Consider the following 18,649-nt stretch of genomic DNA (forward strand, 5'->3'; position numbering starts at 1 on the left):
CCTCGGCGATGCCTGTCGTGACTGTTTTCAGCCACGAAGGTCCCATCATGAACGTTCTCATCATCTATGCGCATCCCGAACCGAAATCGTTGAACGGTTCGCTGAAGGACTTCACTGTCCGCCATCTCGAACGCGCCGGCCATACGGTGCAAGTGTCCGATCTGTACGCGATGAACTGGAAAGCGTCGCTAGACGCACACGACACCAGCGAGCGTCACAGCGGCGAGCGCTTCTTCGCGTCGCTCGAATCGAAGCATGCGTTCGAGAACGGCTTGCAGAGCGAGGACATCGCGCGTGAGCAGGACAAGCTGAAGTGGGCCGATGCGGTGATCCTGCAGTTTCCGCTGTGGTGGTTCTCGATGCCGGCGATCATGAAGGGCTGGGTGGAGCGTGTCTATGCGTACGGTCTCGCGTATGGCGTCGGCGAGCATTCCGATGCGCGCTGGGGCGAGCGTTATGGCGAGGGCCGTTTCGCGGGCAAGCGCGCGATGCTGATCGTCACGACGGGCGGCTGGGAGTCGCACTACAGCGCTCGCGGCATCAACGGTCCGATCGACGACGTGCTGTTCCCGATCCAGCACGGTGTGCTGTATTACCCCGGCTTCGAGGTATTGCCGCCGTTCGTCGTCTATCGCACGAGCCGCGTCGACGAGGCGAAGTATGCCGAGGTGAGCGAGGCGCTCGGGCGACGGCTCGACACGCTGTGGACGGCCGCGCCGATCGCGTTCCTGCCGCAGAACGGCGGCGCGTATGAGATTCCGGCGCTCACATTGCGGGACGATCTGGCGCCGGGGCGGGTGGGGTTTGCCGCGCACGTTGAAGATGCGGGCGCAGAGACGGCAACTGAAGCCGATGAAGCGACCGAAGCCTGACTGGATCGTATGTTTCGCTGAAATTTGGCTGTAAGTCGCCATTGCTACAGTCGTTCGCGGACATAGGCCGAGGCATGCCGGGGCGCTCTTCTTCGGATGCCTGACGAACGTAAGCAGCCGCAAGCAACCGCAAGGGGCGACTCACCATGAATCCAGTCCATACGTTCTGGCTCATTCTGATGCTGATCGCATCGCCGGCGTGGGCGTTCCAGTCGCGCGTCGTCACGATTCCGAGCGCGGCGATGCATCGTACGTTCGACGCAACCGTCGTGCTGCCCGATCGATACGCGCGTGGCAACCAGGCCGCGCGCTTTCCGGTCGTCTACGTGCTACATGGCTCGGGCGGCGATTACACGGACTGGACCGCGAATTCGCATATCGGCAAGCTCGCCGACCGCTATCACGTGATCCTCGTGATGCCCGACGGCGGCCGCGACAGCTGGTACATCGATAGCCCCGTCGATCCGCGCAGCCGCTACGAAACCTACGTGGGTACGGAAGTGGTGGCCTATATCGACAGCCATTTCCGCACGATCGCGACGAAGCAGGCGCGCGCTATCACGGGCTTGAGCATGGGCGGCTTCGGCGCGCTACGCATCGCGCTCGACCGGCCCGACGCGTTCGGCGCGGCGGGCAGCATCAGCGGTGCGGTGGACCCGCGCGGCAGCGAGGACGAGCCCGGCATCGAGCGGGTGTTCGGCGACCCGATGCAATATGCGGACTTCTGGAACAGCAAGGCGATCGTCGCGAGTGCGGAGGATTTCGGCCGCGACCATATCGCGCTGACGATCGATTGCGGCGTGAACGACTCGCTCGTGCAGTCGAACCGGCTGCTGCACGAGCGGCTCGTCGAACTCGGCGTGCCGCACGATTACGCCGAGCGGCCCGGCGGCCATACGTGGAAGTACTGGTCGAACGCGGTCAAATATCAGGTGCTGTTCTTTGCTGGCACGTTCAGGCAGGCGGCGCGCGAAATGCGTGACGCGCGGGCCGCGGCCGCGGCCTGACGGCGGACGGCTATCCGCGTCAATCGATTCCGTGAAACACCGCGTCGTCAGGTCCCAGGTAGACCGGCGGGCGCCACGCGGCATCGCGCATCGAATGCTGGACCTGTTTGTCGACGCCGAGCAGCACCGCGAAAATCGCCATCCGCACCGGAATGCCGTTGTCGGTCTGCCGGAAAATCGCGAGCCGCGAATCGTGATTGAGGTCGGTGCTCAAATCGTTCGCGCCGGGCCGGCTGTCGCGCGGCAGCGGGTGCATGATCAGTGTTTCGGCGCCGCACACGCTATCGACGAGCGCCTGGTTGATCTGGAAGTCGGGCGTGTAGCCTTCGAACGATTCGTCGGTGAAGCGCTCCTTCTGGATGCGCGTCGCGTATACGACGTCGGCGCCGCGCAAGCCAGTGCGCAGGTCGTGCGTCTGTTCGATCACGTGAGCGTTGCGCGAAATCTGCTCGATGATATAGCCCGGCAATTCGAGCATCGGCGGCGAAATCAGCGTGAACTTGATGCCGCGATAGAGCGCCAGCAGCTTCACGAGCGAATGCACGGTACGTCCGTACTTGAGGTCGCCGACCAGCGCGATGTGCGCGCCGTCGACGATCTTGCCGAGCCGCGAGAACTCGCGCTGGATCGTGTAGAGATCGAGCAGCGCCTGGCTCGGATGCTCGCCGGGACCGTCGCCGCCGTTGATCACCGGCACGTTGGTCGCGCGCGCGAATTCGGCCACCGAGCCTTGCTCCGGGTGGCGGATCACCAGCGCGTCGACATAGCCGCTCATCACCCGGCTCGTGTCGTAGATCGATTCTCCCTTCGCCATCGACGAAAACGTGAAGCCGGTCGTGTCGCACACCGAGCCACCGAGCCGGCAGAACGCCGCGCCGAAGCTCACACGGGTACGCGTGCTCGCCTCGAAGAACAGATTGCCGAGCACCGCGCCTTCGAGCACGCGCGAGATTTTGCGGCGCCGGGCGATCGGCTGCATGATGTCGGCGACGCGAAAGAGCGCCTCGACCGAGTCGCGCGAAAACTGATCGACCGACAGCAGCTGCGGCTTGCCCTCGAACAGAATCTGGCTTGCGAGCGATTGCGAGTCTACGCTTTGCGTATATCCTTCGCCCGGCTCCGTGTTCGCGACGATCTCCGACACGAAACGCTCGACGATTTCCGGCATCGCCCGCGATTCCTGCGAGTCGTCCGGCAGCAGCCACGTATCCAGCGCCCGGCGCGACACGCCGATGCGGTTAGCGAACGTATCGCGCGTCATGTTCAGGCGACGCATCGCATCGCGTAGGAAGGCTTGTTGCGGAACGCTCATGAGGGCACCTGTCGCAAAAGTGGGGTCGGCGGGAGTAAGGCAGCAAAACGCGTTGATGTACGCGGTGCGTATATTAGTTTCCGGCGCGTAGAAGTCAAGCGTTTTCCTCCGGGAACTGGTTCGTCGGCCCTCGCAGGACGGCATCGTCGCGCATTTCAGCGCGCTCGCGGACGCGAGCGTGCATCCAGTCGTGCTCTACGATATTCCGCAACGCACCGGCGTGCGGCTCGAGCTCGACACGCTGCTGACGCTCGCCGTGCATCCGCGAATTCAGGCGATCAAGGATTGCGCCGGTTCGCTCGACACGACGCTCGCGCTGATTCGCGACGGCCGTCTGCAAGTGCTCGCGGGCAACGACCTCGAGCTCTTCTCGACGGTGTGCGCGGGTGGAAGCGGGGCGATCGCGGCGTCGGCGCATTGGCGGCCCGAGCGTTTCGTCGCGCTTTATCGCGCGTTGACGCAGGGGAAGCTCGACGAAGGACGACGCATTTTTCACGCGCTCGTGCCGCAGATCCAGCTCGCGTTCGCGGAACCGAATCCCGCGCCGGTGAAGGCGCTGCTCGCGGCGAGGGGATGGGTGCGCAACGAATTGCGTTTGCCGATGACGCGTGCGAGCGAGGCGTTGACCGAACGGCTCGCGGCGTTGGGGGAGACGCTGCTCAGATAGAGACTCCGCTTGCGGCCATCGTTCTGCCGCGGAGCATTGCGCCGAAGTCGTCGGCGTTGATCGGCTTGCCGAGCAGGTAGCCCTGCACTTCGTCGCACATCATCGAGCACAGCTTGTCGAGCTGCGATTGGGTTTCGACGCCCTCGGCGACCACGTCCATTTCGAGCGAGTGCGCGAGCGCGATGATCGCCGACACGATTGCGCTGCCCGCGGCGCCGTTCGCGTCGAGACCGTTGATGAAGAAGCGATCGATCTTCAGCTGCTTCACCTGGAAGCGCTGCAGATACGCGAGGCTCGAATAGCCGGTGCCGAAGTCGTCGATCGAGATGTCGAAGCCGCTCGCCTGAAACGCGCGGATTACTTCGACCGTGCGCGCGGCATCCTGCATCGCTACGGTCTCGGTGATCTCGAACATGATCTGCTCGCACGCGACGTCCTCGCTCCTGACGATGTCGAGGATCGTCTCGACGAGGTCCGGTTGCAACAGCTGACGCGGCGACAGGTTGATCGCCACCTTCATCGCCGGCAGGCCCTGTTCGATCCAGCCGCGAATGCGCCGGCAGGTTTCGCGCACGACCCAGTAGCCGATCTGCACGATCTGCCCGGAGCGCTCGGCGACCGGGATGAACTCGGCCGGCATCAGCGCGCCCATCTCCGGATCGTGCAGGCGGATCAGCGCCTCGGCGCCCGCGAGCGCGTCGCCGCCGCGCTGAAACTTCGGCTGGAACAGCAGCGAGAAACGATCATTCGCGAAGGCGTCGTGCAGCACTTGCTGGATCCGCAGCGTGCGCGTGGCGGCCTCGTTCATGCTGCGCTCGAAGAAGCGGTAGGTGCCGCGGCCGGCGCGCTTCGCTTCGTACATCGCGGCGTCCGCGTGCTGGAGCAGCGTCTCGACGCTGTCGCCATCGCGCGGATAGAGCGCAATGCCGATGCTCGGCATCACCTGCAGCGGTTGTTCGTCGCTCCACGTGCCCTGGCGCATCCGGTGAAGCACGCCGTCGGCGAGCGCGGCCGCGTCGTCGCCGCACGTAAGATGTTCCGTGAGCACGACGAACTCGTCGCCGCCGAGCCGCGCGACGGTGTCGCTCGAACGCACGCATTGCTGCAGGCGTTGCGCGAATGCGGACAGCACCGCGTCGCCAGCCGAGTGACCGAGCGAATCGTTGATCGTCTTGAAGCCGTCGAGATCCATGAACAGCACCGCGAACGACGTACGCTGGCGACGCGCGCCGCTGATCGCGCGTTCGATCCGCTCGGTCAGCGTCGCGCGGTTCGGCAGGCCAGTCAGTGCGTCGAGCGTCGCGAGCCGCACGATCTGGCCGTTCAGCCGCGACACCGCGCCGAGCAGGAAGGTGGTGCGCACGTCGAAGCGCGACAGCATCAGCGTGACGATCAGCACCGCGAACGTGAGCAGGATCACCGAGGTGGCGAGCCATCGCGCGTTCATGTCGTTGGCCGCGCCGCAGATCGCGCCCGGCGCGAAGTCGGCGGCGGCCATGCCGGTGTAGTGCATGCCGCTGATCGCGACGCCCATCACCAGCGCCGCGGCGAGACGTTTGCGGGCGATATGGCGCTCGTGTTCGTTGCTGAGCGCGCGCGCCATCCACAGCGCGGCGCTCGACGCACCGATCGCGATCGCGATCGAGGCCGCGAACCATGCCGGCTGGTAGTGGATCGCGGGCGCCATGCGCAGCGCCGCCATCCCGGTGTAATGCATGCCGGCGATAGCGATCCCCATCGCCACGCCGCCCGTCAGCAGCCGGACCGGCGTCAGGCGCTGCTGGGTCGTCAGCGAGAGCGCCAGATACGAAGCGCCGATCGCGAGGGCCAGCGAGCAGGCGGTCGTCGCCAGGTCATACCCGAGCGGGATAGGCAGCGAGAACGCGAGCATCGCGACGAAGTGCATCGACCAGATGCCGACACCGAGCGCGAACGCGCCGCCGAGCCGCCATGCATGCCGCCGGCGCGTCGAGCCGAGCAGGAAGATGCGGCCCGTCAGATCGAGCGCGGTGTACGACGCGAGGGTCGCGACCGCGAACGAAATCGCGACGAGCCAGAAATTATATGAACTCTGCATATTGGGTCCGCCGGGAGGAGTCCGGCTGGACATGTTATCGGTACTTTTCGAACTTTTGTTTAACTTATTTGCGATTTGCGAACAGGGGGAAAAACCGGCGCGCGGACGGCGGCGGATGCCGCGCTGGAACGCGTGTCGGATTGCGAGTCACGCTATGCATCGGAGCGTGGATCGGACGGCGGATCGGCGTCCTCGCGGCTCAGCGGGAAGCCTTCGTCCAGCCAGCCGGTGACGCCGCCCGCCATCAGCTTGACGGGCCGCCCCAGCTGCGCGAGCCGCAGTGCGCCGCGCGCCGCGCCGTTGCAGTGCGGCCCCGCGCAGTAGGTGACGAACAGCGTGTCCGGCGCATAAGCCGCGAGCTTCGACGTGACGATCTTGCCGTGCGGCAGATTCAGCGCGCCCGGCACGTGGCCCTGCGCGAACAGCGCGGGACTGCGCACGTCGAGCAGCACGAAGCCGGGCGCGCCGCTCGCGAGCGCGGCGTGGACGTCGGTGCAATCGGTTTCGAAGCGCAGCGACGCCTGGAAGTGCGCGAGCGCGGCGGCGCTGTCGGCGGCGGGGATCGCGGTGACGGCGTTCGGGACGGTGGTGAGGTTGTCGTGAGTCATGGCAGCAAGGGTGAGTTGATCGGGTGGTGGGGCGCGTGCGTTTCAGGCACGGTCGATTGTGACGAGCGGCGGGTCGCCCGGTAAGTGGCGTGATCGTCAATCTTCGGTAACATTGCGCCATGCACAATCATCTCGTCGTCGCGCTGGCCTACGACCGGCTTTGCACCTTCGAATTCGGCTGCGTGACCGAACTGTTCGCACTCGAGCGTCCCGAACTCGGCGTGCCGTGGTATCGCTTCGCGGTCTGCGCGAGCGAGCCCGGTCCGATCCGCGCGGCGGGCGGCATCACGCTGGCCGCGCCCTACACGCTGAAGCTGCTCGCGAGCGCCGACACGATCGTGATTCCGGGTTGGCGCGATGCCGACGAGGTGCCGCCGGCCGCGCTGCTGCGCAAGCTTCGCGCGGCTTACGAGCGCGGCGCGCGGCTCTGCTCGATCTGCTCGGGCGTGTTCGTGCTCGCGGCGGCCGGCGTGCTCGACGGCAAGACCGTGACGACTCACTGGCGCTACGCGGACAAGTTGCAGCAGCGCTATCCGCAACTGCGTGTGCAGCCCGACGCGCTGTATGTCGATGAAGGGCAGGTGATCACGTCGGCGGGATCGGCGGCCGGGCTCGACATGCTGCTGCATCTGGTGCGGCGCGATCATGGCGGCGCGGTCGCGAATCGCGTCGCGCAACGGCTCGTGGTGCCGCCGCATCGCGAGGGTGGCCAGGCGCAGTTCGTGCCGCGCCCGATGCCGCCCGACGAAAGCGGACGTATCGCGAAGCTGATGGACTGGGTGCGCAGCCATGCGGCCGAGCCGCATACGCTGCGCTCGCTCGCCGGGCGCGCGGCGATGAGCCCGCGCACGCTGCAACGGCAGTTCCGCGACGCGACCGGCATGGCGCCTTATGAATGGCTCGTCAGGGAGCGCGTCGCGCTTGCGCGTGAGTTGCTGGAAGCCGCGACGCCGCTGCCGATGGCGCGCGTCGCCGAGCTGGCGGGGTTCGGGTCGGAGGAGTCGTTGCGGCGGCATTTTCGCCGGATCGCGTTGACGAGTCCGGGGGCGTATCGGCGCAGGTTCGGTGGGGAGGGGGGAGTCCAGCAGGTCGTAAGCACAATGGATGCGACACATTGATGACATTGGACATGTATTCGAACCAACATAGCGCGTTCGTCAGCAACAGGAGCGCGGTCGCGTTGAGCGCCAACAACGGCGCATAGAACTCGAAGTTCGAGCCTGTCGAGCGCGCCCACTGGCGATACCCGTAGGCAAGCAGCCCACCGATCGCCACTGCCGCGACAAGCAACGACAGCCACGTCACTGCATCCGGGTTGAACGCGCATTGAATTCGCGGCACGCCCCGAGGTCACAGCAGCAGGCACGGAGCTCACGTCGAGCTTGCCCATTCAACGGAACCCGCTATGTCCGATATCGCAAAGATCATCGCCAACTTCAACGCCGGGCGGGACCCCGAACGACTCGCGATGAAATACAAAGCCATGCGCGGCTCGCCGTTCGTGTTTCTGCGCGGCACCTGCCATCTGTTCTATGCGCGTCTGCCGCGCGCGAACGTACTCGACGACGCGCCGCACGTGTGGATCTGCGGCGACATGCACCTCGAAAATTTCGGCAGCTACAAGGGCGACAATCGCCTCGTCTACTTCGACAACAACGACTTCGACGAAGCCTGTCTCGCGCCGGTTCCGTACGAGCTCGTGCGTCTGTTGACGAGCGTGCTGGTCGGCGCGGCCAATCTGAAGCTGAGCCGCGCTGAAGCGCTCGCGCTGTGCCACACCGCTCTCGATGCCTACGGCGCCGCGCTCGCGTACGGCAAGTCGCGCTGGATCGAAGCGGAGACCGCGACCGGCATGGTGCGCGATCTGTTCGTCGCGCTCGCGAGCCGCACGCGCGTCGCGCATCTGGACCGTCGCACGGTGCTCAAGGGCAAAACGCGCATGCTGAAGGTCGACGGCAAGAAAGCGCTGCCCGTCAGCGATGAACGGCGTGCCGCGGTCGCGCAGTTCATGCAGCAGTTCGCGGTGACGGAGCCGAATCCCGAGTTCTACCGCACGCTCGATGTCGCGCGCCGCATTGCGGGGACGGGCAGCCTCGGTGTCGATCGCTATGTGATTCTGGTCGAGGGCAAGGGCTCGCCCGATGGCAACTACCTGATCGATTTGAAAGAGGCGCTGCCGTCATCAGTGAGTGCGCACGTGACGGCGACGCAGCCGAAGTGGCAGACCGAGTCACAGCGTGTCGTCGAAGTGCAGCGGCGCAATCAGGCGGTCTCGCAGGCCTTTTTGCACGCGGTGGAATTCAACCAGCGCTCCTATGTGCTGCGGAGTTTGCAGCCATCGGAAGATCGCGTCGCGCTTGCCGACTGGGACGGCAAGCTGCCGCGGCTCGAGGCAGTGATCAACAGCATGGCCGAGTTGAGCGCGTGGGCGCATCTGCGCAGCGGAGGGCGGCAGAAGTCGGCGATCGCGGACGATCTGATCGCGTTTGGCAGTCGGCGCGATTGGCAACTGCCGTTGATCGATCTTGCGACGCAGTGTGAGGCGCAGGTCGCGGCGGACTGGAAGGCTTATTGCGAAGCTTATGATCGGGGAACCTTCGAGATGAGCGGCACGGGCAACTGAAGCGTTGCATTGGAGGGCCGGCGCGGGCGTCAGGGCTGCGGACGGCGTCGCGGTGACCGGCGGCGATCGATGACGACCGGGGAAGTTGCGCGGGTCATGACCGCTCGCGATTGACGAAGCGGGAAGCGGAGCAGGATCACGTGTGCGCGGGCCGTACGAGCCGCGCGGCGAAAGTCGCGTTGTCTCATACGTGCCCCAGCACCTTCCACCAAAGCGGCCCAACGACCAGCCAGGCCACCATGTAAAACAGGCTCATCAAAAATCCCGCCTTCCACCATTCGCCCTGGGTCACGTAGCCCGCGCCGAACATGACGGGACCGGAGCCGATGCCATATTGCGTCAGGCAGCCGTTCACATTGCTCAGAATCCCGAGCGAGACTGCGGCGACGAAGGGCGGGACGCCGGCGGCGACCATCAGTGCCATGGAGAGCGGAAACAGCGCGCTGATATGCGCGGTGGCGCTGGCGAAAAAGTAGTGAATGTAAACGTAGATCGCCGCCACCATCATATAGACCGCCAGCATCGGAAAGCCCGCGAGATGCGCGCCGAATTCCTTGCCGAACCAGCTCACCATGCCATATTCGTTGAGCTTGGAGGCCAGCATGATGAGCAGGCCGATCCAGATCATCGTGTCCCAGGCGGACTTCTCGTTCAGCGCGTCCTGCCAGGTCAGCACGCCGCTGATGAACAGCAACGAAACGCCGATCGCCGCCGCGAGCGTCGCGCCGACGCCGAGATCGTCGCCGAACACCCACAGCACCAGCAAGCCGACGAAGATGCACGCCATGATGATTTCTTTGACCGAGATGGGCCCCATCGTCGTGAGCTCTCGTTGCGCGAGGTCGGTGGCATCGGGGGTGCGTCTGACCTGCGGCGGGGCGATCCACAGCATGGCGATCGGAATGACGGCGAGGCACAGCAGACCGGGGATCGACGCCGCCACCGCCCAGTCGAGCCAACTGATCGACACGCCCTGGTCCGCGGCCAGCCTGACCGCCAGCGGATTGCCCGCCATTGCCGTGATGAACATGCCCGCCGTGATGATGTTCGCGTGGAAGGCGCAGAGAATCAGGTAGCGTCCCACCTTCACGCGTGATTCCGGATCGTCGGCGTGACTGCCCAGCACTTCGGAGATGGCTCGCGTGATCGGCAACATCACGCCGCCCGCGCGCGCGGTGATGCTCGGCATCGCGGGGGAGATCACGAGTTCGGTCAACACGAGCCCGTAGCCGAGCCCCGTCGTTCGCTTTCCCAGCAATCGCATGAACAGAAGCGCGATCCGGCGGCCAAGGCCGGTCTTGATCACGCCGCGTGAAATGAAAAACGCGAGCATCACGAGCCATACGAGGTCGGTGCCGGTGGATTTGGTGACGTCGGCAAACGACAGAACGCCGACGAGCACGCCAATGGTCGAGCCGATGATGGCAACCACCGACATCGGCAGCGGGGCGGTCATGATGCCGGCAATGGTCGCGACGAACACGGCGAACATATGCCACGCCTTCGGCTGGAGGCCGGCGGGCGCGGGCAGAAACCACAGCGCGACGCCGACCGCGATCGGTACCAGATATTTCCAGACGCCGGCCGGCAGTCCGACCGAGGGCTTCGGCGTGGCGGGAGGCGAGCTGGTCGGCCGTGAAACCTTGGCAGGTGTAGGAGCCATGATGGACCTCGTGCCGGCGTGGTTGGGTATTGTCGGAGTGCGCGGGAAGGCGTCACCGCTCGTGGAGCACGCTTTGCGTCGCGTCCTTGACGATGCGCGCGCTACCTAGCAAGGTCTCGCGCTCGATAGGGTCGAGTTCCGGATAGGCGATCAACCGCGCGCCCGCGCCATTGACGACCATTGGCAGCGACACGCACACGTCCGGTACGCCTTCCACTTCGGGCTGGACGATGCCAACCGTGAGAATCAGATCGGTGTCGTGCACGATGGCCTCGCAGATCCTTCCTATCGCGCTGGCGATGCCGTAATGGGTGGCGCCTTTGCCTTCCTTGATGAGCTTCGCCGCCTCGTGGACGGAGCGCAGGATCAGATCCCTGCTGGCGGGGCCCAGCTCCTTGCCGTTGCGCGTCAGGAAGGTCTCGAGGGGCATGCCGCAGACCGTTGCGGCGGACCACTGGATCACGGCCGATTCGCCGTGCTCGCCGAGCACATAGGCGTGAATCGCGGAGGCCACCACGCCGAGCCGCTCGGACAGCAGGGAGCGCAGCCGCCCGGTATCGAGCGAGGTTCCCGTGCTGATGACGCGCTCGCGCTCGCAACGCAATTGGTCGTAAACGGCGCCGGTCAGCACGTCGCATGGGTTGGTCGCGATCAGATAGATGGCGTCGGGCGCGAGCGGCGCGATCCGCCCGACGATTTCGGTCGCGATGTCCGCATTGGTTCTGGCAAGGTGCAGGCGAGTCTCGCCGGGTTTGACGCCGGCGCCGGCCGTGATCACGACGATGTCGGCGTCACGCGCGTCTTCGTAGTCCCCTGCGCGAAAACGGCTGTGCCCCCAGAATGCCGCAGCGTGGGCGAGATCGAGAACCTGTCCCTCAGCGCGCACCCGCGCGACATCGATCATGACGACTTTCGCGCTCGGAATGGCCAACGCCACGAACAGCGCTGCCGATCCCCCGACCAGCCCCGCGCCGACGATAACGATCTTGGCCTGCCGCATAGCGAACCTCGTCAAGTTCGGGCTTCAGCCCCCTCGAAGCATAGTCGCATGCGCGCGTTTGTCATCAATCGGACCTTGGTCCTACACGGCCGCGGCGCGTTTTTTCACGCGGTCCGCTCAACCCATTGACTCCGCCAATCCGGTGCCTCGAACGGATCAGCAAAATACTGCGTCTCGTGGACGACCTTGCCTTCGCGGAACTCCATCACGCTGACCGTGTAAGCGATGCGCCCCTGATAGTTGATCGTGTACTCGGTGATCCACAGATTGCCCTCGCCTTGAATTCGCCTGATCGCGAAACCCGATGGCTTGCCGGGATGATGGCCGCGCAGAGCCTGCAAATTGGCTCGTCCACGAATTCGCTCGCCTGATTGAGGATAGTCGCAGATCGCATCGTCGGCGTAGATAGCGTGTTCGGCGTCGAGATCGCCGTCCGCCGACGCTCGCCAGTGTGCGTTCAAGGCTTCACGTATCGCTTGTTCGTTCATGGAGTGCCTCCAGAGTCGGGTATTGCAGTCGACCAGCCGCGCGTTGCCGTCGCGTTGAAATTTCGCCGCCAGCGCATAGTCTGCGCCATAAAATGCCCGGCCCCACCCTTGCTGCAAGTACTCCCCCGGACGTGCAAAAAATGTCTGGCGCCTGCAGGGATTGCTCGCCGAGTAGTCCGGTCATTCGGACTGCCGGCCTGCACGCGCGGGCCGAGACATCCGCTTGCCGTCTCCTTTGTTGCGAAGTCTCTGCAGGGAAGGCGAGCGCTCGGTGAGCATTGGCGACATCTGTTGCTCCGCCCGCCGCGCGCCCGCGAACTGCTGCCTGAATTCAACCGGCGTCATGTCCTTGGCGGCTTTGAATTGCCGGTTGAAATTCGCGACGTTCGCGAATCCGGAGCGCGTCGCAATGACGGAAATCGGCGCTTGCGTATCGGTCAACATCCGGCATGCGTGGCCGATTCGTACGCGGCTCAGATAGCGCCCGACGCTCTCGCCAAGATGCTGCGTGAAATGCCGCGTCAACGAGCGCTCGGAAAGCCCCGACGCCTTGGCCAGCGCGGAAAGCCGAAGCGGATGCGCGAACTGTGTTTCGATCAACGCGAGCACGCGATTGATCTGATCGGATTCGTGGCCAGTCGGCGTGCCGGTTCGCGCGTCGAATGCGCTTGGGGACGCGAGCGGCGTGGCGGGCAGCGCCGACAGCAGATCCAGTACATCGAGCGCCGCCTGCAAGCGTTCGCGCGGTTTGTCGGACAGCAGGCGGTCGAGGTGTTCGCGCATGCGTGTGCCGGCACCGTCTTCGAACGCGAGGCCGCAGGCCGCTCTGCGCAACAGGTCGCAAAGTCCGTTGTATTCGGGGCAGACATCGGCGAGTCGCCGCACCCACGCGCCGTCGAACCATACGACGATCGCGACCTGCGGGTGCGCCGCGTCGATCGAACGGTTCGAGGACCAAGTGTGCGGCAGATTCGGCGGCACCAGCACCAGATCGTCCGCGCCGTAGGTCGCGACGGAGTCTCCGATGTACCGCTTGCCCTGACTGTTCATCGTCAGCGTCAGCTCGTACTCGGGATGGTGGTGCCATTCGAAAGGGATGCGGGGCAGCCTGCGGTGGTAAACCCTGACCGAACAGTCCCGGCCAAAATCCACATGTTCAAAAGCGGCTTTCATGTCCGAAATCGTCAAATCTTTGACCGGATAGTATCACGCAGGCGGCGATCGTTCGCGTACGCTTCAAGCATCAGAAACCACATGGAGACGATGCAATGGCCTTGCAAATCGACGACCTGCCGGCAGCCATCCGTCAAGCGAAGCGCGAACTGCGCGCGATGCTGCCGAACTACCGCGACGTGTTCGCCGACGTCGAAGCGGCGATGACGAAGGAGGCGGAGCGAATCGCGACGCTGCGTGAGCGCGGCGAGCCGGTCATTCCGGAAATCCAGTTTGCCGACATCGTGGCGAACCGGGTCACCGACGAGCAGATCGCGCTCGTCAAAGCTCGCGGCGCCTGTGTGATCCGCAAGGTGTTCGACCGGTCGCTCGTCGAGCAATGGGATCACGACATCGCCGACTACGTCGAGCGCAACGACCTCGACGCAAAGCTGCACAATCGCGCGGAAGACAGGTACTTTGGGCAGCTCGCCTCGAGCAAGCCGCAAATCTACGGTGTGTACTGGTCGAAACCGCAGGTGCTCGCGCGGCAATCGACCGAGCTCACGCAGGCCCGCGTGTTCCTGAACCGGCTGTGGCGCACCGAAAGCGAAGGGCGCGTGCATTTCGATCCGAACCATGTGCCGGTGTATGCGGACCGCCTGCGCCGTCGGCCGCCCGGATCGGAATCGCTCGGGTTGTCGGCGCATTGCGACGGCGGTTCGGTCGAGCGCTGGATCGAGCCGAACTTCCGCAAGGTCTATCGCCATGTGTTCTCGGGCCACTGGCGCGACTACGATCCGTTCGACGCCGCGTGGCGAACCGAAGTCGAGGAGATCGCATCGCCGGCCGTCTGCTCGATGTTCCGCACGTTTCAAGGCTGGACCGCGCTGACGCCGCAGGGTCCCGGCGACGGCACGCTGCAGTTGGTGCCAATGGCGAACTCGATGGTCTACATCCTGTTGCGCGCGCTTCAGGATGATGTCGCCGAAGACGATCTGTGCGGAGCGCTGCCGGGGCGCGCGCTGTCGATCAAGTCGGGATATCACGCGCCGCTGTTTCATGCGCTGTCGTCGATTCCGCTGATGCAGGCGGGCGACACCGTGTTCTGGCATAGCGACGTCATTCACGCGGTCGAGGACGCGCATCGCGGCAACGGCTATAGCAACGTGATGTATATCGCTTCGCTGCCGGGCTGCGCGAAGAACGATGCGTATCTGAAGCGGCAACTGCCGGGCTTTCTCGAAGGCAGGAGCCCGCCGGATTTTCCGGCCGATCATTTCGAAGTCGATTTCGTCGGCCGCGCGACGCGAGACGATCTCACCGAGCTTGGCCGTGCGCAAATGGGCTTCGATTTGTGACCGGAAAGGGCATGGCTGCCTCTGGATCGGGAGCGGAACTTGCTGCCGCTTCAGCATGGCAACGACCTAAGGAGGACCGGCCATGGCAACCAAACCGAACAAGGACGAAAACCCGATCCGCCCGGATCAGTCCGACGTCGTGCAGACGGATCTGCCCGACGTCGGTCCATCGCAGGACCCGGATGAGCCGCCGCTCGATCCCGACGTCGACCCCGATCGCGAGGACGACGAGCCATAGACGAGCGCATTCGCCCGATAAAAAGAATCGAAGTGAAATGCGGGCGTTTCTGATAACCGCGGCATTTCCCACATGGCAGAATTGCCGCGCGAAGCGTTTGAGCGCGGCGTGTCCCTGAGCCGCTACAACTGACTCTCGATCGCGGCTTTATCGATGACCGACCAGACTTGCTGGATCTTGCCGTCACCAAACTCGTAGAAGACGTTCTCGGAAAACTCCACCCGTTTTCCTTGCACGGGAAGCCCAAGTAACATGCCGATGGGTGTGCAGTCAAAATGCAATCGGCTTGCGATATGTGGCGGCTCGCAAACCAGCATCTGAATCTCGAAGTGCAGGTCGGGAATTTCGCGGAAGTCTCTTTCCAGCATCTCGCGATAGCCGGACAAACCGATTCGTTGGCCGTTGTACTTCACGTCTTCGCCAACGAAGTCTCGCAGCTTTGACCAGTCCTGCGTGTTCAGGCAGGCGATATAGCCGCGGTAGAGTTCCGACAGATTGAATTCGCTCATCGCAATCGTCTTCCATGCTTCAGTGGATAAGCCGATTGTCGGCGATCCGAGACTTTGCGTTGCACGGCTGCCGGGGATTTTCGTCGGAAGCCGCAACTATCCGTTGCAGTCGAACAACCTCGATGCGCGCCGCATCACCCTCGCACGCATGCCAGAAACCCCTCCAGACAAACCCGGATTGCTGCGCCGATTTCCCCGCTGCTATCGTTCGCTGGACAGTGTGGAAGCGCTTCCACTTAAGCGTTCGCAGTAAGTTCGAACGCCAGCGCCTCGAGCTCCACCACACCCGGTTCAACGACCTCATCGGCAGGAGAGAATCCGTGGTAAACGACGCATCCGCAATCATCGACGCCGCCCGTCCAGCCGCTCACGGCGACCCGCATTCCGATCCATTCACACCGCCCGCCGATTCGTCGCTGTGGCGCCAGGATTTCCTGCTCGGCGCGGCCACCGCGTCGTATCAGATCGAAGGCGCGGTCAACGAAGACGGCCGCCTGCCGTCGATCTGGGACACGTTCTCGGCCACACCGGGCAAGGTGTTGGCCGGCGACACCGGCGCCGTCGCGTGCGATCACTATCATCGCTGGGAACAGGACGTCGACCTGCTCGCGGGCCTCGGCCTCGAAGCGTACCGGCTGTCGACCGCATGGCCGCGTGTGATGGACGAAAACGGCACGCCGAACCGCAAGGGGCTCGACTTCTACAAGCGCCTGCTCGGACGGCTCAAAGAGAAGAACATCACGACTTTCGTCACGCTTTATCACTGGGACCTGCCTCAGCATCTCGAGGATCGCGGCGGCTGGCTCAATCGCGAAACCGCGTACCGTTTCGTCGATTACGCGGATCTGATGAGCCGCGAGCTGCACGGCCTCGTCGATGCGTGGGCGACGCTCAACGAGCCGTGGTGTTCGGCGTACCTCGGCTACGGCAACGGCCATCACGCGCCGGGACTCTCGAACCTGCGTTTCGCCGCGCAGGCCATGCATCATCTGCTGCTCGCGCACGGTCTCGCGATTCCGGTGCTGCGCGCGAACGATCCGCGCTCGCACAAGGGCATCGTCGCGAATGTCGGGCGCGGCACGCCGAATAGCGACAGCGCCGCCGACCGTCGCGCGGCCGAGCTGTTCGAAGTTCAGCACAACGCGTGGATTCTCGATCCGCTGTTCAAGGGCGAGTATCCGCAAGACCTGTTCGAGTTGTGGCCTGGCAGCGTGCCGCTCGTGCTCGAAGGCGACATGCGGACGATCAATACGCCGCTCGATTTTCTCGGCATCAACTATTATTTCCGCACCAACGTGGCGAGCGATGGTGGGCACGGTTTCAAGGAGGTGCCGCTCGAGGGTGTCGAGCGCACGCAGATGGGCTGGGAGGTTTACCCTGACGGTCTTCGCGATCTGTTGACCGGTTTCAGGGATACCTATGCCAATCTGCCGCCGATCTACATCACCGAGAACGGCATGGCATCGGACGACAAGGTGATCGACGGCCGCGTCGAGGACACGCAGCGCATCTCGTTCCTGAAGCGCCATCTCGCCGCGGTCGATCAGGCGATCAAGGCGGGCGTCGACGTGCGCGGCTATTTCCTGTGGTCGCTGATGGACAACTTCGAGTGGGCTTTCGGCTATGAGCGGCGCTTCGGCATCGTGCACGTCGACTACCAAACGCAGAAGCGTACGGTCAAGCGCAGCGCGGAGCTGGTGTCGAAATTCCTGGAAGATCGCAACGCGCAAGCGCAATAAACACAATTAAAACGACGCAGCAACGATGTAAAACCGGGTGGAGCTGATTGGTATTTCGACTTGACACACGGGCACTGAGCCTGGAGGAGACGGAATGAACAGCAACAGAATGGTCTTGCGAGGCGTAGTTGCGGCACTGGCGCTGTATGGCGTCGTCGCGCATGCGGAACCGCTCAAGGCTAACGTGATTCACTGGTGGACCTCGGGCGGCGAGTCGGCCGCGATTCGGCAGTTTGCCGTCGCGTACGACAAGGCCGGCGGCCAATGGGTCGACAACGCAGTCGCCGGCGGAGATCAGGCGCGCGCCACCGCGATCAACCGGATCGTCGGCGGTGATCCACCCACCGCCGCCCAGTTCAATACGTCGAAGCAGTTTCACGATCTGATCGACCAGGGACTCCTGAATAACGTCGACGACGTCGCCGCGAAAGAAAACTGGAACGGCATTTTCCCGCAGTCGATTCTCGACAGTATCCGCGTGAAGGGCCACTTCTACGCGGCGCCGGTCGATATTCATATGCCCGCGTGGTTCTTCTACTCGAAGCCGGTGTTCCAGAAAGCGGGCATCGCGAGCGAGCCCAAAAGCTACGACGAATTCATCGCCGATCTCGGCAAGCTGAAGAGCGCGGGCGTGATTCCGCTCGCGTTCGGCGGCCAGCCGTGGCAGGAGAAGATCACGTTCGACGCGGTGCTCGCCGATGTGGGCGGCCCGGACCTGTATATGAAGGTCTATCGCGATCACGATCAGAACGCGGTGAACTCCGATGCGTTCAAGAAGGTGCTCGTGTCGTTCAAGCGGCTGCACGATTTCGTCGATCCGGGCTCGCCTGGCCGCAACTGGAACGACGCGACCGCGCTCGTGACTTCGGGCAAGGCCGGCGTTCAGATCATGGGCGACTGGGCGAAGGGCGAGTTCGTCGCGGCGAATCAAACGGCGGGCAAGGACTTCGGCTGCTTCCCGGGCTTCGGTCCGCGTTCGCCGTATCTGGTCGCGGGCGACGTCTTCGTGTTTCCGAAGACCGACAGCGCGTCGGCGATCAAGGCGCAGAATCTGCTCGCCACGGTGATGACCTCGCCGTCCGCGCAGGTCGCGTTCAGCGCGAAGAAGGGCTCGATTCCGATCCGGTCTGACGTCGACACAAGCAGCCTCGACATCTGCGCCAAGGAGGGCATCGCGATCATGAAGGACAAGTCGCGCCAGTTGCCGAATCCGGAAATGCTGCTGTCGCCCGATACGCAGGGTGCGCTGACTGACGTCGTGACGAACTTCTGGAACAAGAACGAGTCCGTCGACGACGCGCAGAAAGCGTTCGCCAGCGCGTTGAAGGGCTAG

The 18,649-nt window shown here is 64.2% G+C and carries 17 protein-coding genes and 1 pseudogene; 10 read left to right on the forward strand and 8 right to left on the reverse strand.

The window, feature by feature from the left end; translation table 11 throughout:
• Positions 1 to 47: 47 nt before the first annotated feature.
• Together OKW30_RS28440 and OKW30_RS28445 are read left to right on the forward strand one after the other, a co-directional pair.
• On the forward strand, positions 48 to 872 hold the full coding sequence (locus OKW30_RS28440) for an NAD(P)H-dependent oxidoreductase (RefSeq protein ID WP_184073980.1): 825 nt from the start codon (positions 48 to 50) through the stop codon (positions 870 to 872).
• Between the two features lie 146 nt (positions 873 to 1,018).
• Positions 1,019 to 1,879, forward strand: coding sequence for an alpha/beta hydrolase (locus tag OKW30_RS28445; RefSeq protein ID WP_184073982.1), 861 nt, complete (start codon positions 1,019 to 1,021; stop codon positions 1,877 to 1,879).
• 19 nt (positions 1,880 to 1,898) lie between these two features.
• Here the strand turns inward: OKW30_RS28445 and OKW30_RS28450 are convergent, their stop codons facing one another.
• Entirely contained in the window at positions 1,899 to 3,191 is a 1,293-nt protein-coding gene (locus OKW30_RS28450; RefSeq protein ID WP_184073984.1) for an aspartate carbamoyltransferase, read from the reverse strand.
• A 124-nt stretch (positions 3,192 to 3,315) separates the two neighbouring features.
• Here OKW30_RS28450 and OKW30_RS28455 point away from each other — a divergent pair.
• Positions 3,316 to 3,858 (forward strand): annotated as a pseudogene (locus OKW30_RS28455) (dihydrodipicolinate synthase family protein); the annotation flags it as partial.
• Here the strand turns inward: OKW30_RS28455 and OKW30_RS28460 are convergent.
• Together OKW30_RS28460 and OKW30_RS28465 are read right to left on the reverse strand one after the other, a co-directional pair.
• Complete coding sequence (locus OKW30_RS28460; RefSeq protein WP_429348241.1) at positions 3,851 to 5,935, reverse strand: putative bifunctional diguanylate cyclase/phosphodiesterase; 2,085 nt, start codon at positions 5,933 to 5,935, stop codon at positions 3,851 to 3,853. The pseudogene OKW30_RS28455 and the gene OKW30_RS28460 overlap by 8 nt on opposite strands.
• Before the next feature lie 152 nt (positions 5,936 to 6,087).
• A complete protein-coding gene (locus OKW30_RS28465; RefSeq protein ID WP_090806430.1) occupies positions 6,088 to 6,543 on the reverse strand; it encodes a rhodanese-like domain-containing protein in 456 nt (151 codons plus the stop codon).
• A 119-nt stretch (positions 6,544 to 6,662) separates the two neighbouring features.
• Between OKW30_RS28465 and ftrA the strand changes: the two genes are divergently transcribed.
• Complete coding sequence (gene ftrA / locus OKW30_RS28470; RefSeq protein WP_429348242.1) at positions 6,663 to 7,661, forward strand: transcriptional regulator FtrA; 999 nt, start codon at positions 6,663 to 6,665, stop codon at positions 7,659 to 7,661.
• A 287-nt stretch (positions 7,662 to 7,948) separates the two neighbouring features.
• Positions 7,949 to 9,166, forward strand: a complete 1,218-nt coding sequence (locus OKW30_RS28475) for a DUF2252 domain-containing protein (protein ID WP_429348243.1) — start codon at positions 7,949 to 7,951, stop codon at positions 9,164 to 9,166.
• Positions 9,167 to 9,350: 184 nt separating this feature from the next.
• On the opposite strand, the gene OKW30_RS28480 is transcribed toward OKW30_RS28475, so the two are convergent.
• From OKW30_RS28480 to OKW30_RS28495, 4 genes are all read right to left on the reverse strand, one after another.
• On the reverse strand, positions 9,351 to 10,829 hold the full coding sequence (locus tag OKW30_RS28480) for a DASS family sodium-coupled anion symporter (RefSeq protein WP_184065364.1): 1,479 nt from the start codon (positions 10,827 to 10,829) through the stop codon (positions 9,351 to 9,353).
• A 52-nt stretch (positions 10,830 to 10,881) separates the two neighbouring features.
• Entirely contained in the window at positions 10,882 to 11,829 is a 948-nt protein-coding gene (locus OKW30_RS28485; RefSeq protein WP_429348244.1) for a lactate/malate family dehydrogenase, read from the reverse strand.
• Positions 11,830 to 11,933: 104 nt separating this feature from the next.
• Positions 11,934 to 12,317: a nuclear transport factor 2 family protein gene (locus OKW30_RS28490; protein WP_429349183.1), complete on the reverse strand. Its 384-nt coding sequence runs from the start codon at positions 12,315 to 12,317 to the stop codon at positions 11,934 to 11,936.
• Between the two features lie 180 nt (positions 12,318 to 12,497).
• Positions 12,498 to 13,490: a helix-turn-helix domain-containing protein gene (locus OKW30_RS28495; RefSeq protein ID WP_429348245.1), complete on the reverse strand. Its 993-nt coding sequence runs from the start codon at positions 13,488 to 13,490 to the stop codon at positions 12,498 to 12,500.
• Between the two features lie 95 nt (positions 13,491 to 13,585).
• On the opposite strand from OKW30_RS28495, the gene OKW30_RS28500 reads away from it, so the two are divergent.
• On the forward strand, positions 13,586 to 14,830 hold the full coding sequence (locus tag OKW30_RS28500) for a DUF1479 domain-containing protein (RefSeq protein WP_429348246.1): 1,245 nt from the start codon (positions 13,586 to 13,588) through the stop codon (positions 14,828 to 14,830).
• Between the two features lie 82 nt (positions 14,831 to 14,912).
• Positions 14,913 to 15,068, forward strand: coding sequence for a hypothetical protein (locus OKW30_RS28505; protein WP_429348247.1), 156 nt, complete (start codon positions 14,913 to 14,915; stop codon positions 15,066 to 15,068).
• 122 nt (positions 15,069 to 15,190) lie between these two features.
• Here OKW30_RS28505 and OKW30_RS28510 read toward each other — a convergent pair whose 3' ends face one another.
• Positions 15,191 to 15,577 carry an ester cyclase gene (locus OKW30_RS28510; protein ID WP_429348248.1) on the reverse strand — a complete coding sequence of 129 codons (387 nt, stop codon included), beginning with the start codon at positions 15,575 to 15,577 and terminating at the stop codon, positions 15,191 to 15,193.
• Here OKW30_RS28510 and OKW30_RS28515 point away from each other — a divergent pair.
• The 3 genes from OKW30_RS28515 (at position 15,564) to OKW30_RS28525 (ending at position 18,649) form a co-directional block, all read left to right on the forward strand.
• Positions 15,564 to 15,830 (forward strand): hypothetical protein, encoded by a 267-nt coding sequence (locus OKW30_RS28515; protein ID WP_187618922.1) that lies wholly within the window; start codon positions 15,564 to 15,566, stop codon positions 15,828 to 15,830. The two genes, OKW30_RS28510 and OKW30_RS28515, sit on opposite strands and share 14 nt — an antisense overlap.
• 67 nt (positions 15,831 to 15,897) lie before the next feature.
• Entirely contained in the window at positions 15,898 to 17,316 is a 1,419-nt protein-coding gene (locus tag OKW30_RS28520) for a GH1 family beta-glucosidase (protein WP_429348249.1), read from the forward strand.
• A gap of 94 nt (positions 17,317 to 17,410) precedes the next feature.
• Positions 17,411 to 18,649 carry an ABC transporter substrate-binding protein gene (locus OKW30_RS28525; protein ID WP_429348250.1) on the forward strand — a complete coding sequence of 413 codons (1,239 nt, stop codon included), beginning with the start codon at positions 17,411 to 17,413 and terminating at the stop codon, positions 18,647 to 18,649.

This window comes from Paraburkholderia sp. Clong3 (assembly GCF_050436485.1).
GTDB classification, from domain to species: Bacteria; Pseudomonadota; Gammaproteobacteria; order Burkholderiales; family Burkholderiaceae; genus Paraburkholderia; species Paraburkholderia tuberum.